This is a genomic window from Ancylobacter sp. SL191 (assembly GCF_026625645.1).
Taxonomy (GTDB): domain Bacteria; phylum Pseudomonadota; class Alphaproteobacteria; order Rhizobiales; family Xanthobacteraceae; genus Ancylobacter.
The window spans coordinates 406,336-421,562 of sequence record NZ_CP113056.1; the positions used below are offsets into that span (position 1 = coordinate 406,336).

14 protein-coding genes, 1 tRNA gene and 1 pseudogene are annotated in these 15,227 nt (G+C 62.9%); 5 read left to right on the forward strand and 11 right to left on the reverse strand.

The genetic code is table 11. The annotated features are described in order from the left end of the window. Positions 1-19 precede the first annotated feature (19 nt). Complete coding sequence (locus tag OU996_RS01840; protein ID WP_267583980.1) at positions 20-1,309, reverse strand: efflux RND transporter periplasmic adaptor subunit; 1,290 nt, start codon at positions 1,307-1,309, stop codon at positions 20-22. A 400-nt stretch (positions 1,310-1,709) separates the two neighbouring features. On the opposite strand from OU996_RS01840, the gene OU996_RS01845 reads away from it, so the two are divergent. Both OU996_RS01845 and OU996_RS01850 read left to right on the forward strand, forming a co-directional pair. After that, entirely contained in the window at positions 1,710-2,069 is a 360-nt protein-coding gene (locus OU996_RS01845; protein ID WP_267583981.1) for a hypothetical protein, read from the forward strand. Between the two features lie 223 nt (positions 2,070-2,292). Beyond that, positions 2,293-2,382 (forward strand) — tRNA-Ser (locus OU996_RS01850). 180 nt (positions 2,383-2,562) lie between these two features. Here OU996_RS01850 and OU996_RS01855 read toward each other — a convergent pair. The 6 genes from OU996_RS01855 to OU996_RS01880 all read right to left on the reverse strand — a co-directional run bounded on the left by OU996_RS01855 (position 2,563) and on the right by OU996_RS01880 (position 8,952). Next, a complete protein-coding gene (locus tag OU996_RS01855) occupies positions 2,563-3,126 on the reverse strand; it encodes a terminase small subunit (protein ID WP_267583982.1) in 564 nt (187 codons plus the stop codon). Between the two features lie 161 nt (positions 3,127-3,287). Continuing rightward, complete coding sequence (locus tag OU996_RS01860; protein ID WP_267583983.1) at positions 3,288-6,761, reverse strand: DUF927 domain-containing protein; 3,474 nt, start codon at positions 6,759-6,761, stop codon at positions 3,288-3,290. A 101-nt stretch (positions 6,762-6,862) separates the two neighbouring features. Continuing rightward, on the reverse strand, positions 6,863-7,333 hold the full coding sequence (locus OU996_RS01865) for a hypothetical protein (protein WP_267583984.1): 471 nt from the start codon (positions 7,331-7,333) through the stop codon (positions 6,863-6,865). 108 nt (positions 7,334-7,441) lie between these two features. Next, on the reverse strand, positions 7,442-7,624 hold the full coding sequence (locus tag OU996_RS01870; protein WP_267583985.1) for a helix-turn-helix domain-containing protein: 183 nt from the start codon (positions 7,622-7,624) through the stop codon (positions 7,442-7,444). Positions 7,625-7,731: 107 nt separating this feature from the next. After that, the gene (locus OU996_RS01875) at positions 7,732-8,391 is read right to left on the reverse strand and encodes a hypothetical protein (protein WP_267583986.1); all 660 of its coding nucleotides are present in this window, start codon (positions 8,389-8,391) and stop codon (positions 7,732-7,734) included. Between the two features lie 342 nt (positions 8,392-8,733). After that, positions 8,734-8,952: a hypothetical protein gene (locus OU996_RS01880; RefSeq protein WP_267585786.1), complete on the reverse strand. Its 219-nt coding sequence runs from the start codon at positions 8,950-8,952 to the stop codon at positions 8,734-8,736. 8 nt (positions 8,953-8,960) lie between these two features. On the opposite strand from OU996_RS01880, the pseudogene OU996_RS01885 reads away from it, so the two are divergent. Further along, positions 8,961-9,254, forward strand: a pseudogene (locus OU996_RS01885) (ATP-binding protein); the annotation flags it as partial. 38 nt (positions 9,255-9,292) lie between these two features. On the opposite strand, the gene OU996_RS01890 reads toward OU996_RS01885, so the two are convergent. After that, positions 9,293-10,075: a LuxR C-terminal-related transcriptional regulator gene (locus OU996_RS01890; RefSeq protein WP_267583987.1), complete on the reverse strand. Its 783-nt coding sequence runs from the start codon at positions 10,073-10,075 to the stop codon at positions 9,293-9,295. A gap of 132 nt (positions 10,076-10,207) precedes the next feature. Here OU996_RS01890 and OU996_RS01895 point away from each other — a divergent pair, with 132 nt between their 5' ends. Both OU996_RS01895 and OU996_RS01900 read left to right on the forward strand, forming a co-directional pair. Beyond that, a complete protein-coding gene (locus OU996_RS01895) occupies positions 10,208-10,810 on the forward strand; it encodes an acyl-homoserine-lactone synthase (RefSeq protein ID WP_267583988.1) in 603 nt (200 codons plus the stop codon). Beyond that, positions 10,770-12,062: a cytochrome P450 gene (locus tag OU996_RS01900; RefSeq protein ID WP_267583989.1), complete on the forward strand. Its 1,293-nt coding sequence runs from the start codon at positions 10,770-10,772 to the stop codon at positions 12,060-12,062. Before OU996_RS01895 ends, OU996_RS01900 begins: the two co-directional genes overlap by 41 nt. Positions 12,063-12,224: 162 nt before the next feature. On the opposite strand, the gene OU996_RS01905 is transcribed toward OU996_RS01900, so the two are convergent. From OU996_RS01905 to OU996_RS01915, 3 genes are all read right to left on the reverse strand, one after another. Next, positions 12,225-12,473, reverse strand: coding sequence for a hypothetical protein (locus tag OU996_RS01905; protein WP_267583990.1), 249 nt, complete (start codon positions 12,471-12,473; stop codon positions 12,225-12,227). Between the two features lie 740 nt (positions 12,474-13,213). Then, complete coding sequence (locus OU996_RS01910) at positions 13,214-14,029, reverse strand: oxidoreductase (protein WP_267583991.1); 816 nt, start codon at positions 14,027-14,029, stop codon at positions 13,214-13,216. Between the two features lie 114 nt (positions 14,030-14,143). Further along, a complete protein-coding gene (locus OU996_RS01915) occupies positions 14,144-15,145 on the reverse strand; it encodes an NADP-dependent oxidoreductase (RefSeq protein WP_267583992.1) in 1,002 nt (333 codons plus the stop codon). Between the last annotated feature and the right edge of the window lie 82 nt (positions 15,146-15,227).

The window sequence follows — 15,227 nt, forward strand, 5'->3', positions numbered from 1 at the left end:
CCGCCGGCGCGGAGCAGGCTCACGGCGCGGGCTTGGCCGCAGGATTGGCCGCAGGATTGGCCGCAGGATTGGCCGCAGGATTGGCCGCCGGCGCAGGGGTGGCGGCCGGGCTGGCCGCGGGCGCGGCGGGGTTCACCGTCGCGGCCACCGGCGCGGCCTGCGTCAGCTGCGGATCGACCTTGGCGCCGGGAATGGCGCGCTGGATGCCGCCCACCACCACGCGGTCATCGGCCGAGAGGCCCGACTCGATCACCCGGTACTGGCCCATCTGCTGGCCGGTGGTGACGATCTTCTGCTCGACCACATTGTCCTTGTTGACGACCAGCACATAGCTGCCCTGCTGCGCCGTGCCGACGGCGGTGTCGTCGACCAGCAGCGCGTCGGGGATCTTCTGCGCCGGAACGCGCACGCGGATGAACAGGCCCGGCAGAAGGCTCAGATCCTTGTTGTCGAACAGGCCGCGCACCAGCAGCGTGCCGGTGGAGGGATCGACCTCGGGCGCGACATAGTCGAGCCGGCCCTTGTGCGGGTAGGCGTCGCCCTCGTTCTGCAGGCCGATATCCACCTCGACCTGCTTGACGTCCTCGATGGTGCGCCCGCGCGCGGCCAGCGCTTCCTTGATGCGCAGAACCTGGTTCTCGCCAATGTTGAAATAGGCGTAGATCGGGTCCATCTGCACGATGGTGGCAAGCGTGGTCGGCTGGCCATGGCCGACGAGCTGGCCGACATCGGCCAGATGCCGGGTGACGATGCCGTCGAAGGGCGCGATCACCGTGGTGTAACCGAGATTGATCTGCGCGATCTCGATATTGGCCTTGGCGGCGTCGACCGAGGCCTGCGCCTGGTCCATCGCCGCGCGCGCCTTGTCGACGGTCGCCTGCGAGGAGAAGTCCTGCTGGCCGAGCGTCGACTGGCGGCTGTACTCGGCCTTGGCGTTGATGAGCTGGGCATTGGCCGAGGCGAGCTGCGCCTTCGCCTGGTCGAGATCAGCCTGATAGGTGTCCTGCTGGATCAGGAAGAGCCGGTCGCCCTTCTTGACCACCTTGCCGTCCTGATAGTCGATCGACATCAGGAAGCCCTCGACGCGGGCAACGAGATCGACACTGTTGATGGCGGCGGTGTTGCCGGTGAATTCGAGGTAGCGCGTGACCTCCTGCTTCAGCGGCTGCACCACGCTGACCTTGGCCGGCGGCGGGGGGACGTATTTGTTCTCGTCCGTACAGGCCCCCAGAAGCCCGGCGAGCGCCGCCACACCGAGGATGCCGGCCATCCTGGCCGCTGGCACCGACAGACGCATAGCCGAGATCATCACATTCCCCTCGCGAGCCCACACTCGACGGCAGAAATATACCGGTCGCATTAGGCTTGTCTAGTTGTACGATTATTCTTCGCCAACACAGTAAATACGTCACACAAGCATAGTCTTACGGTCGTAAAAACCGCGAGGCTCCAGCTATCCGGCAGCCATGTCCCGCCCGACTCAGCCGCGCCGATGGTCCTGTCATATCCCCGCCCGCTTCTATACGCGCGCCCAACTCGCGCGGTCGAAAGCGGCCGGGCGCGCCGCGGGCGCAACGACCGACTAGGCGGCGACGTGCGCGGGTTGTACTGGTAAGGAGCGGCCGTCGACGCAGCCGGTGCGGGCGACCGCCCGGTGCCGCCGGTGCCGCCGACGTCCGTCACCTGATTTGCCGTGCAAGGGAGCCCGCATGACGACCCCCGCCGCGACCCGCGCCACCCTGGCCCTCGGGGCCGCCCTCCTGCTTGCCCTCGCCGCCTTGCCCGCGCGCGCCGCCGACCCCGCGCTCAAGCTGCACCAGGGGGACATCTTCACCGATCCGGTCGGCTCGGTGATGGGGGTGTCGATCACCAACGGCACCAACGCCACCATCGGCTCGGCCGTGGTGACCTGCACCTTCACCGCCAAGGGCAAGGCCGCCGGTTCGGCCAGCACGACGATCTTCAACATCGTGCCGGGCGACAAGGGGCAGGACCAGGTTCACCTCATGGGCGCGAGCGCCGACGCCGCGACCTGCTCGATCACCGCGACGACGCCGGCCGGCAACTGAACGCGACACAGGGCGCGCAGCAAGGCGGTTCGGACCGGCCGTCGTCCTTGCGTCGACGGCCGTCTTGGGCGCGCCCAATCGCGAAGTTGCGGAAAAGCCAGAGCCGCCCCACGCTTTGCACGGGCGCCCGCTTGCCAGAGCGACACTCTTCGCTATATTCCGCGCCTTCTCGACGGGCGACGCCAGCGCCGCCCACGAGACGGCGGGCCCTATGCCCGCCGACGGAGGGGTGGCCGAGTGGTTGAAGGCGCACGCCTGGAAAGTGTGTATACGGGAAACCGTATCGCGGGTTCGAATCCCGCTCCCTCCGCCAAAATTTTTCCCTAATATCTTGAAACATCAGGATATTTTAGATCGTAAATTTCACTTACCCCACCGCATACCCCACTCATCGACAGGCATTGCAGCGAATTGGGGCGAACGCCCGCGAATAGAAAGGGCGGCTAGCCTGTGGCCGCCGCCCTGTTGTCTGGATCGATGATGGAGCTGATCGTCAGTCGTCATCATTATCTCGGGGAGGATTGGCGACAACAGGCAGAGCAGTGCCCTGACACTGCTTCACGAGCAGAGCGATGGGGTTCTCCGTGTCGCCCTGCACACGCATCTTGTCGTTCAGCATACCCATGTGGCGCATCAGCAGTTCGAGGGCGCCCTTCTTGTCGGAGAGCTTCAGCTTCTTGATGGTCCCAACCAGCGCACCATCTTCACGCTGCTCGATCGCATCAAGGCCAGCCAGGGCGGCGGCTGTGTCGTCGTCCATCTCGTGGAGCGGCTTCATCGTGCCGTCCGCGTTGAACGCCTTGCGGATGTCGAGAAAGGCGAGGCGAGCGACTTCCTTCAGCACGCGGTCCTGAGTGATCTCGGTACGAGCCGACCGCTCCGCCATGGCGGCCTGAATCCGCACTGCAACCGGAGTTTTCCGGATGAGCTGCCGTCCAATATCCGCCGCCGTGTTTGGGCTGTAGCCGGCCCGGCGTGCCGCCTGGGTGGCATTGAGATCAACGAGATACTCTTCAGCGAAACGCTGCTGCTTGGCCGTCAAACTGCTGCGGGTCATGAGACGTCTCACTTATATCGTATTTTCGCGGGGAACAGGGGGAACAAGGGGTACGCAACTGATATCGTTGTCGAATTTCTGTTCCCCATGCATTTCCGACTTGGGGAACAAGGGGAACAGATTGGATGACTGCAAGACGCCGCTTGCTAGCGCCTGCGAGCCTACGCCTCCGCGTCTTCCATGATTGTCGATCGGAGCACGTAGCAGCGTACAGACTGCTTAAATCCCGGTAGCCGGTACTTGGTTTGGGCCTTCCCGTCGCTGCCAACCTTGAGAAATCCGCGCTTTGCCAGGACTTTGGTGACAAAAGACGCGTCCATTCCGGCGCAGATGTCGGTTTTCCATGCCTCTGGCAGGACGATGTACTCGCAGCCATTGCTGGCATTACCGACCCGATATCCCACCCGATTGATCACGCGCGTTTCGGCATGGTCTCGCACATCCACGATCGGTTCGAACCGCGAGGCGCCGTGCAGTTCGATGAAGTGGCGCACCTGTGCGATGGCGTTCCGCTCTTCCGCTGGCTCGATACCGCCACGCTGATCCAGCCAGTTGCGGAAGCACTGCGCCGCCGCCCGCATAGCCTCGCCTTCCGGCCAAGGCAGGATACCTGCCTCGCGCGCGATTTCACCAGCAGCAGCAACCAGGCCGAATCGGGCTGCGACCCGACTGATCTGTCCATCCGCTCCATCAGGACAGTGGGTGCGGACAAACTGATCGCAGAAGGCGCGCGCATCTCGCTGCACATCGTCGAAGCGCTCCACGACCATCTTGAGAAAGGCGCGACTGGCGTGACCGTAATGTCGGGCGGCTGAGGCCTTCAAATGACGGGAGAAGCCGTCGGCAGTGTCGAAGCCGTGCAGATCCTCGAACAGCCCGAGACCGCCGCCGGCATCGGCAGGGATGTCGACGATCCTCACCTCCTGGCCGGCAGCCGCACGACGACCGCGGCCATCCTCAGCGAGTTTATCGGCAAGGCTGATCTCACCGCTCGACAGGAACAGGACGCGCCAACTCGCGGCAGACCGCGCTTCGCCGGATCGTCCAGCCCGCGACTTCCCCGTGCCATTTGCCAGCATGTAGGCGACCGAGCCGGCCTCAGGACCATCGACTTGGCCCATCTCGTCGAGGCAGAGCAGCGCATCGCAATGAAGTGCGGCAACGCCTTCGAGACCGTTCGTGGTAGCGCGCCATGTGCGCAGAAATCCGTTGAGGCCACCACCGCCCCAAACCGATCCGCCGACCACGAGCGCGGTGCTCTTTCCGGTTGAGGATCCGCCGCGCAGATGGAAGCCGCCTCCCTCAGCATCGAGCGGATAAAGCAGCGGCGCGGCGAACGCCGCCGAGATGGCCAGCCCGAGGCGAGAGTTACCGACCGCGTACCGGGCGACGTCTCGTTGCCAGTGCGAGAGACTTCCGGCTGTGCGGAACGGATGATCAGGCGGCACGGCCGTCTGCAACAGCAACTGTTCGCTGGCGGAGCCAGAGTCTATCGCCTGGTCAACAGTGACATAGGTCCGACCGTGCCAGCCGGTGCGCGACACGCACCGGGCCTTCTGCTTCGGGCGCTGGGTACAGATAAATTCGTGAAGGTGCTCTCGCGCTTTGTTGCCGGGCGCCGGGATCAATCCCATGCGCAGCAATTCGCGCCGATACTCCGAACCATCACCCGCCAACAACTCCATGGGCATTGCCCATTCGCTGGAGCGACCATCGCGGTCGAGAACGCGCAGAAGTCGACCCCAATTCCGGCCATCCGCGTCACGCGTCTGAGCAACAACGGTCAATGGCGAGCAGAACCAGCGATATTCACGCCGCGACTCGCCCATCTCTTTAAATTCGCAGAGCTTGAAGACGCCTGTCGAGTCCGACTTGAATAAAGGTAATACCTCCTCGGCAGCGAGCACCACTTCAGGGTTCAACACGGCATCAACAGTACGCTTTTGCCGCTCGTCGAGGTGAAAACGGATCACTTCAGCATCAGTTTTTATCAGGTCAGCCAATGCCTCAGCGGTTACCCCCGCATCGAAAGCATCGACGATACCCCACCCGTCGTCAGGGGGAGGCGCATCCCCCAAAATGCCGCCAGCAACGCGGGTGAGATCGAGCGCCTTCACATTGCCTGCGCCAGCCCTGGCGGATTGATCGGCGATCATATCAGCCCAAGCCTGGCCCTCGCGGCCAATCGTCGGCACCAGGATGATCGACCTGCCGATGATAGGACTGAAGTCCGTCAATGCGGGCGACTTGGTATCGTGCGCCGTCGTGGTCGCCACCATTTCCGGCATCAGCATCGTTGCCGCCTGAACCGACCATTCGTCGGGGCAGATCAGCACCGGTGCATCAGGACGCGATAGGATCGCCGGCAAGTTGAACATTGGCCGAGGCGCCGGCATCGGCTTCATGCGCCATGCCGCCCGCTTGCCCGGCCCCAGATCGCAATAGGTGATGTGCGCAACGTGCTCCGGCTCGACATCGGACGCTCGCCAGCGGGCGACATAGCCCACAAGCTGCCGGGCGGCATCATAATAGGGCCACGCCCGCTGCGGCTCGCCCCATGCGGGATGCTTGAACCCCATGGCCGGCGCATCGGCAGGCACGGGAACAATCGGCACTCTGGTCGGCGTGGAGGCGGGCTTGCTATCGGCAGGCTTGGGCTTCCTGTCAAAGCTCCCATCCAGATCTACGAGAACACAATCTTCAATGCGATCCGGCCCTATCGGACTTCCAAAGCCAGCGTCGATCTGGCGATTTATGACGTCCAGCACATCTCGCTGCGACCAACGTCGCTTCGGATCGCCGTTGATCATCTGCATCCCGGCTGCGAGCAGGGCGCGCTCCGCATCATCGCGCGCGATTTCGCCCGAGGCGATTCGCTGGCCGACTTTGTAAGCGGCGCTCGCCAATGTGTCCGACTGAGTGCCGGGCGCGGCGCAAGCGATGCGATCGCATTCGGCATCCAACGCCGCTCGCCCCCAGGCCGTGGTTACCACTGAAGGAGCAGCGATGGTCGATGTGGAAACGGAGACAGTCGAAGGCGTGGCATCGAAGGGCTGAGCGTCGATGATGGGAGCGCAAGCGGCCAGGAACTCGGCGACCTGTTGCTCGGTAACGGGCACAAGCTCATCGCGGTGCCGAGTTTCCGGCGAGCCCGCAGACCACTGATACTCGGCGCCGCTCGGGTGCTGGCCAAGGGCGACGAACTGTTGTCCGCGCCCCAGCACCTCAACGGCGCCATGCTCGCCACGGATCGCCAGCTTGCGAGGTTCGCCCCCTGCCGCCCGATACAAAAGGAGGAACCTATGGCTGTCGCTCCGATAGCGCACGGGCGCATTGCCCAGCATGTCCGTTGCTAGCCGCCACACCGCTTCGGCAGTTGCCTCGTCGTCGATATCGGCATCAATTACAGAGAGCCCGTCAGCGAGAATGCCGGTATTGAGCGCGGCATCCGATATGGCGGCATCAGGGCCAACGCACGCCGGTGGATTCAGCCGGGCGCGATCGGGCCACTTGGCTTCCACCGGCGCCTTCTCGCCGGTCTTTACCGGGATAGGGCGGAAGCCCTGCGCCCAGACATTCCGGCGTCGCTGTAGGATGTCGCCGAGGTGGGGCGGGTTGGATATTGCCGTGGTCATTTGAGGCAAGCCTTCGACGCGAACCGCAGCTTTGCAGCGCGCGCTAGGAGTTCAATCGGTGTCGCGCTGGGGATGGCCGGAATATGTCCAGCCATTCAATGTCAGCGCGGAGCGATAGGAGGCGGGAAGACCGTGATAAAACCGTAGAAGCCCCTGCGCTGGCAGAATTCGAGCGCAATTGAGACGGCAGTATCGCGCGACATACGCTCAACGATCGGCTGCCATGTCCCCAGTGTCGTTGCCACTAATGCAGACCAGCTGCTGTCGCTATCGACGACAGGCAAGATTACGATCGCTGCCCAGACGGTTTTCTTGGGATCTCGCACCAGGCATTTGATCGTTACAAGGGCTTCCACCCCCGTTGCTGCAAGCTGGTCGAGCTTACAGAAAGCGTGCTGAACCGCGGCTTGGAACGTCCGCTTCTCTAAGGAAGAGTGCTTCGAGCTGAAGCTCCACCGATCGGCCCCACTGAGAGCAGCGTGGGGCGCGACGTGCAGTTTACACTGGGGATCTGCCTCGGGAAGGATTGCACCGAACTGCCGAACAAGATCGGCTTCTTGCAAGTCGATCACGGCTGGGATTTTTTCCCATGGGATGCATCCGCCAAGATCGTCCTGATTACCCCGCTCCGTGCTGCAACGCGGGCGGGGCTTTAATCTGTGTTCCATGCCCGCCTCCCGTCACTTGCTCGGGACGCGGGAGGGAAGATTGGCGACGAATGCTTCCAGGTCACTGCGAAGGATGATCGTGCGTGCGCCGAGCTTCTTGGCCGGCAACCGCCCAGATTTGATCATGTCGAAGATCGTCGTGCGGCCGATGCCACTGGCCTTTACCGCCTCGGGGATCGAAAGAGAAACCGTCATGTCTGTCTCGCATCGTTGGCGAGCCGGCTGGATACGCGCCGGCTCGCAGGGAACGATGCAGAGAGTGGCGCAATTCAAATCGGAGACGTGAACGGAAAGGCCAGAAACTATTTCCGGCCTTTGAGAGCAGTCATCACCCTGCTCGCCCGAGTCCTGATCGTGCTTTCAGCGGGACTGCCGGTAGCGTCAGGATCAAGGTGGTCGCGAATTAGCTTTTCTATGCCCGCCTGGCCGCGGTCGGGCAAACCGTCAGGATGATTAGCTCTCACGATGAGGGATATCAACGCGCCCTCCCAATCGTATTCGCGCGGTCGACCTACGCGCTTACCACCCTTAGGTGCCATATCAGTGGTGGCTGTGGAAAACATCGCACAGGCCTCGACCTCCTCCTCATCAAGGCAAACCCCCTCAAACACAAAAGAAATATACTCGCCTCTCCACCCCCTTTGGATAGAAATTATTTCTCTTGTGTCGACAATATCAATCTCAATGCGAGATTTTTTCCATTCAATTTTTGGATCAAGAGAAATTAGCAATTCAATCCCATTTATCTCTCTATCATCAAAACTCCATGAATCTCTTTCATTAATCGTTGGCGGTAAGCCATCATCGATTGATTTTGGTGAGTGTATGCCGACGTAACCCGAGTTCGCGTAAACCCTCAACTCTCTGCTTGATATATAGCTTTTCAATAACCTCCTAGAGTGTTCAATCGGCTGAGAATTTCTATTGAACATCCTGACGGCTTCCTCTAGCGGGATTTTCATGACGTCGTTATATCCACTTTTTCTTTGTCATCTTTCAGCACTTTCCGCCCGACAGGGCCGTAGCGCGGCTCACATTCTCACCGCACCTTTGGAGCAATGCTCACTCTAGCTGGCCAGCGCTTGCCCCGCTCATCAAGCGCAGCATCGATCATCCGCTTGAGTCTCAGAATTTCGTCGAAGGTCAAACGCCTTGCTGCGTCAAAGCCATCTCCATTCTCGCCCGCGAGCCATTCGAACTACATCTCGATCTGCGAAAATAAGCATTCCGGCGCGATCCGCCGCCTGGAAACGATGAAGCGGAATTCCAAATCGTCGACACCAGAACAGTGGCGAAGGGTGATGTCAGCCATGGACGCCTCCATGAGCTGCGAGGGCGACTTCCGCGCTTGCCACCGCTTGGAACACGCCGGGCTCCTCGAAGGCCAGAGCGTCACGGATCGCATCGGTGCAGAGGAACGCCGTGACGGCCCCCACCAGCGCAAGTGGCGCGTTCTGCTTGCGGATCGCGAGCACCTTGCGGTGGAAGACTGCGAACACCTCGCAATCAGCCTGATTGGGCACCTGGATAACTGCCGTTCCCCTCGGCGGGCGACCAGCTCCTCTTCCAACTCATCAGCCGCCTCGATGAACAGACCTCGGTCATCGTCATCACCAACCTCGCCTTCGGTGAATGGCCGTCCGTCTTCAGCGACGCCAAGATGACCACCGCCCTTCTTAACCGCCTGACACATCACTGCGAAATCGTAGAGACTGGCGACGAGAGCTGGCGCTTAAGAATCGCACCTGACCGCCCCCCCAACGGGTTCCCCCGGTGGGCGCACAGGCGCCTCCCGTCCCCTCCTATGCGCCACTCCGCGGGATAGGATGTCAGCCATACGACGATCGGATGTAGCCCCATGGGTCAGATGTCGATCAATCCGCGATAGATTGCGATGGCGACCGCGTGGGTGCGGTTCTCGGCGCCGAGCTTGCGCATCGCATTTCGCATATGCGTCTCCGCCGTCGCCTCAGAGACGCCCATGATGTCGGCGGTTCCGGAGGTCGTCTTGCCGCGGGCCGCCCAGGCGACCACCTCCCGCTCCTTGTCTGACAGGGGTGCCGGTTCGGTCGCGGCGCGCACCGCGCTGCCCCCAAAAGTCGATGAGCGCGGCCGAAAGTCGGCCCGCTTCAGCTCCACCGCCCGCTGCATCCAATAGATCATCACCACATGGAGCTCGTGGCGCTTGAGCTTGAACGTCGTCATGAACCGCTGCAGTCGGTCCTTCCAGAAAAGAACGACCAGGCAGGAGTAAAGGCGACCGATCTCATCGGTGAAATGGAACGGAATGACCAGCCCCTCCGACCAGCGATGATCGGCGGCAGCCTCCATGAGCTTGACCGCGCCGGGCTTTCTGACCCCGAGCTGCGGAGGGAGCGCGAGCGAGCCCCAGGAGAACGGCATATTGCTTCTGCGGGCGCTGGCGACCCACAGATCGGAATGAACGAACCGGTTGCCCTGATAGTCGGCCTCCCAGGCCTTGCCGGATGTGCCGTCGGTAAACGGCATGTCCAGGTGCGGATGGCCGGTGTCCATGAAATTGAAAGCCGCAAAGCCGTAGTTTTCGATAATTGTCTGCAGCGTCGTGCGAAGTTCGTCATAGCTCTCGCACGCCTCGATCGCACTGATGCTCTCTTCGATGTGCATGAAGTGCCCAAACTCACGGATTCCCGTGATTGCCCGCTTTGAGTGTGTCCAACACCTTGTCCCGCATTGAAGCATCAGGGGGCAGGTGCCGATATGCAACGTCCGGGCCGAAGATTACACGCTGTCATCTTTATGGAAAATGACGACCCAGAAAGTTTTCAGGCATTCAGCCGCTTCCGGCATTTCTATTTTGTAGAACAGTTGGGCTGGCCTCTTCGGGCTGATGACGGTCACGAGAGGGATGAGTTCGATGGCGGGGACGCCATCTACTGCGTCCTTTTCGAAGAGAATGAGGTCATCGGCGGCTGGAGGGCGCTTCCAACTGAAGGTCCCTATCTCGGCGCGACCGTCTTCCCGCAGCTCGCCACGCTGGCGAGCTATCCGCGGCGACCGGATGCATGGGAGGTGACGCGCCTCGGCGGCACACGGCATCAGGCGCTGACCTATGGGCTCATGTTCCACTTCGCGCAGCAGAAACAGGCTCACGCCCTGGTGGCGGTCGTCGACACCGCCCATGAGCGGCTCCTGCGCCGGCTGGGCATCCGGACACGGCGCTACGGACCGCCCCAGCAGGTCGGGTTCACGACACACGGCCGCTCCATTGAGGCGGTCGCCGGTGAGATCCCGATGGAAGATCAGGACCCGGGCGTCATCAACCGGTTTCTCATGCGCAACCACACGGTGGACATAGCCGATGCAACACTGGCTCTCAGATCTGCAAGCATTCCGTCGTGACGCACTCGGCCTGTTGAGCGAGAGGGGGCGCAGCGCCACCGAGCCTTTCGTCCGGCTGCGACTGGCTCCATTCCCGGTTTACCTTGTCACGGATCCCGATCTGGTGAAGCCCATCTTGAAGATGGATGAGGTCGAGATCGACAAGGGTCGCCTCATCTACAAACTGCGCGCCATCGTCGGAAAGAGCTCGCTGACCACGAGCGGGCCGGACCAGAAAGAACGCCGGGCGACCCTGCACAGGCAGATCGCCCGGGGGACCGCATCCACCTATGTGCCGCAGATATCGGCTCTGGTGCGCGGGACCTTCGCGCGTCTCCTCCGCGAGGACAGCTTCGACGCCCATCAGGTCAGCGCCGCGCTGGCCCTCCGCATCATCGCCAATGTGCTGTTCGGCGAGGGCGTGCTGTCGAGCGGCGATGAAGCGGCCCTGCTCAACGCCGTTAAGCTCGTCGAGGACGACCTCGCCGAAGGCATGTTCCGGATTGGTCCACCGGCGCCCTGGACCTGGTTCAGCAACCGCCGGCGGCTGCGCACCGCGCGGACCATTATGGCATCCGTGGTGCGGCGGACCCGGGCAAGAGCCACCGCGAGCAGCCTGCTCGCGTCACTGAACGGACTCGGCCTCTCGGACCGCGACCTCGAGGACGAGGTGCTCATGATCCTGCTCGCGGGACACCACACGACCGGCAGTGTCGCGGCCTGGCTGCTCTACCATATCGCCGCCGATGCCGAGCTGGCCCGGTCTCTCGCCAAAGAAGCCGCACGCTGCACCGGTCCCGGCGGTGAGCTCCGTGCCAGCGACCTGCCGACAGCGTCGGTCAGCCTGGGTGTGGTCCGCGAAGTTCTCCGGCTCTATCCGGCGGCCTGGTGGTTCTCGCGGGAGGTTAAGGCCAGCAAGGTCGAGATGGCCGGTCATACCTTCCGGCGCGGGACTTCTCTCCTGATCAGCCCGTGGCACATGCACCGCGACGCCCGCTTTTGGCCGGAGCCGGAGCGCTTTGATCCCTCAAGGCAACCGACCAGCCGGGCCTATATTCCATTTGGTGCGGGACCGCGGGCCTGTGTCGGCCTGGGCATGGCCATGCTCGAGCTTCAGGTCATCGCGCTCGAACTCGCGGCGGCCTTCGAGGCCGACGTACTGATGCGGGCGCCACCTGACGCTCCGAAGCCGTCCATCACATTGGTACCGCCGACCCTCACCTTGTCGCTGAAACCGCGATGCCCCGTCGCCCTGGGTAGCGCCGCCGCATGAAAGCACGACTAAACCAGGGGGAAAACGACATGGAACCGCAGGAACTTCTGCGAAGGGTCTCGGAACTGAGAACCGCAATCCAGGACCACGCCGTCAAGGCACCGGCTTGGGGTGTTGCCGCCTACCTGATGGCGATGGCCGAACAGGAGGTCATCTCGGCTTTCATGAATGCAGCGGGCCCGGCTGTTGCCGAAGACCGTGCAGGAAGGCGTCGAGTTCCTCCAGCTGCGAACCGGTCGCACCCCGTGCAACCAGATCAGCGCGAATGAGGGTCAGCGCGCGTTGGGCCGTGTCGGCCAGGGACGGATCGCGGGCGAGTATCGCACGCGAATGCCGGATGACGCAGTCAACGACGTCTTCCGGCCAAGGCGATTGGGATGATTCGAAGGCGGCGATGGGTGGGGAGCTCATGATCATCCCCGACCATATCACGACCTTTCCGTCCAGTGCCCTTCGGTTGACCGGCCGACGCCCGTCCGCACAACCTACGGGACGCAATCAGCGCTAAGGGCCACCGCGGCTACACTATGCCATCGTGATGAGGCTTCACCCGCTCGTGGCACTGCGCAACCAACTCAACCTTTGCCGCCAAGGTTAGGAAGGCGTCTTCGGCCCTCAAAGGTCAACGGGAGGCTGAAATGGTCAGCAGCTGCGCAGCCCGGAGAAAGTCGACTCCACCAGCACGGCATCAGCTTTGCCGAAAAACAGGTGTTTTGCGGCAGGGGCCACGTCTGCATATCAATGCGCTACGGTCGCCTGCGGAACTGCGCGAAAATCCCTGCCGAATTGGCTTGATGACCAGCAACGACGGTCGAGGGGTTTTCGGCAGCTTGGTGGTGCTCTGCGTGGACCGTTTAACCCGCACCCGAGGGGGAATGTTCACCTCCGCACGTGACTAAGGGACCGACCACGCGGTCGCCACACAGGGTGAGCAGAACCCGCCGACCATTCCTGGGCAACCTCGCCGCCGCTCTTACGCCCCCAAACGGCCTATCAATACCTGGTTGCGAACGTCGGCTTTGCGCCCCGCCTTCTCGGCCATTGATCGAGCAACGGCCTCGGCCCAAAAGCGGTCATTAGCAAGGCTCCCCGCCCGGTCCCGGTATTTTACAATATGACCAGCACAAAGCAGGCGCGAAGCTTCAGCTGCCTCAACTGGGCAGGCCGAATTGCTGGCGCAGCGCCTTGTCGAAGAGCCACGCGGGCATGAGGCGACGCAGCAGGCTGACCTGTTTCGCCACTTTGCCGACGGGGTAGCGCAGCCTGTAGCGCGGCGCCGTGGCAGCCCGAAGCACCGCCTCCGCCACATCTTCGGGTGTGACCGCCGTCGGCAATGCCTTCTCGATGAATCCACGCACCCAGGCGCGGCCACCATCATACTCCGGCTTCTTGGCGTCGGGCTCCAGCGCGCTCTGGTCGAAATTGCCGGTCACCGTGCCGGGCTCAATCAAGCTCACGCGGACATTGAAGGCGCGGACCTCGTGATCGAGCGACTCGGAATAACCCTCAACGGCGAACTTGCTTCCGGCATAATGGGCCGAGTACGGCGCGGGGATGAACCCGAGCGCGCTGCTGAGATTAATGATGCGGCCCTGCGCGCGTTCCCGCATCGACGGCAGCACCGCGTTGATGACCCGGACAACGCCGAACAGATTGACGTCGTAAAGGCGCTGAACCTGCGCGACTGACGATTCCTCGGCGCCCCCGAACATGCCGACGCCGGCATTGTTGACGAGAACATCGATGCGCCCCGTGCATGCGAGCACCTGCGACACGAGGGCGGCGACGGAAGCGTCATCCGTGACGTCGCAGGCCAGCATCGTAACCTCGCTGGGGGCGGTTCCGCCCGGTTTGCGGCTGGTGCCGAAGACGGTGAAGCCGGCCCGCGCCAGGGCTTCGGCGCTCGCCCGGCCGATACCGGACGACGCCCCCGTCACAAGAGCGGTTTTCGGAAAGTGTGAGGACATAGCTGCTGATCCGATTTGCGGGACGAGGGAACGGGTCCGTCATCGCGGCCCCAATAGGCACCGCCGGCCGGCGCCGCAGGGCCAGCCATGCGTCAGGGTGGGGTTGCGCGGCCGTCACGTCAGCTGGACGACGACCTTGCCTTTGGACCGTCCGGTGTCGAGATAGGCCAAGGCTTCGTTGGTGGCCTTGAACGGGAAGATCCGGTCCATGACCGGACGAATGGCCCCGGCCTCGATCAGCGCCGTGATCTGGCTCAACTGCCCGCCATCCGCCCGCATGAACAGGAAGGAATAGGCGAGCCCTCGGCCTTTTGCCTTCCGGCGAATGCCGAAGCTCAGAAGGCGCATGAGCTGCCGCAGGCCCCAGTTTAGCCCCTTCTGCCGGGCGAAATCGGGGTCCGGCGGGCCGGAGATGGAAATCAGCTTCCCGCCGGGCTTCAGCACGTTCAGGGACTTCTGAAGCGTGTCGCCGCCGAGGCTGTTCAGGACGACATCGTAACCTGACAGGACGTTCTCGAAGTCCTGGGTCTTGTAGTCGATCACAACGTCGGCGCCGAGGCTTCGGACCAGATCCACATTGGCGGTGCTGGTGGTCGTCGCGACCGTCGCGCCGAGATGCTTGGCCAGTTGAATGGCGAATGTCCCGACGCCGCCCGAGCCCGCGTGGATGAGGATCTTCTGCCCCTTGCGCAAACCGGCGCGGTCGACCAGGGCCTGCCAGGCGGTGAGCCCGACCAGGGGGATGGACGCCGCCTCCTCCATGGTCAGGTTGTTCGGCTTCAGCGCGAGATCGTCCTCATGGATAGAGATCCGCTCCGCGAAGGTTCCGACCCGGCCATCGCGCGGGCGGGCATAGACCTCGTCGCCCGCCTTGAAGCGGCGGACCTTGGCACCGACCCGCGCGACGACCCCGGCCATGTCGTGTCCCAGAATGAAAGGCGGGCGATAGGTAAGGAGGGGCTTGAAGGCGCCGTCGCGGATCTTGGAATCGAGAGGGTTGAGAGCTGCGGCGTGGATGTCGACCAGGACATCCTCATCCCCCAGTTCCGGCTCCGGCCTATCGCCGAAGCGCAGGGCGCCGCTCTTCTTGTATTTGTCGAGGATGAAGGCCTTCATGATGGTGTGCTCTCTGGGTTCCTGCGGGTGGCCCGCCACCGGTCGGAGGGCCGGGACTGTTGCCGGGAAGCCGGACCGTTGG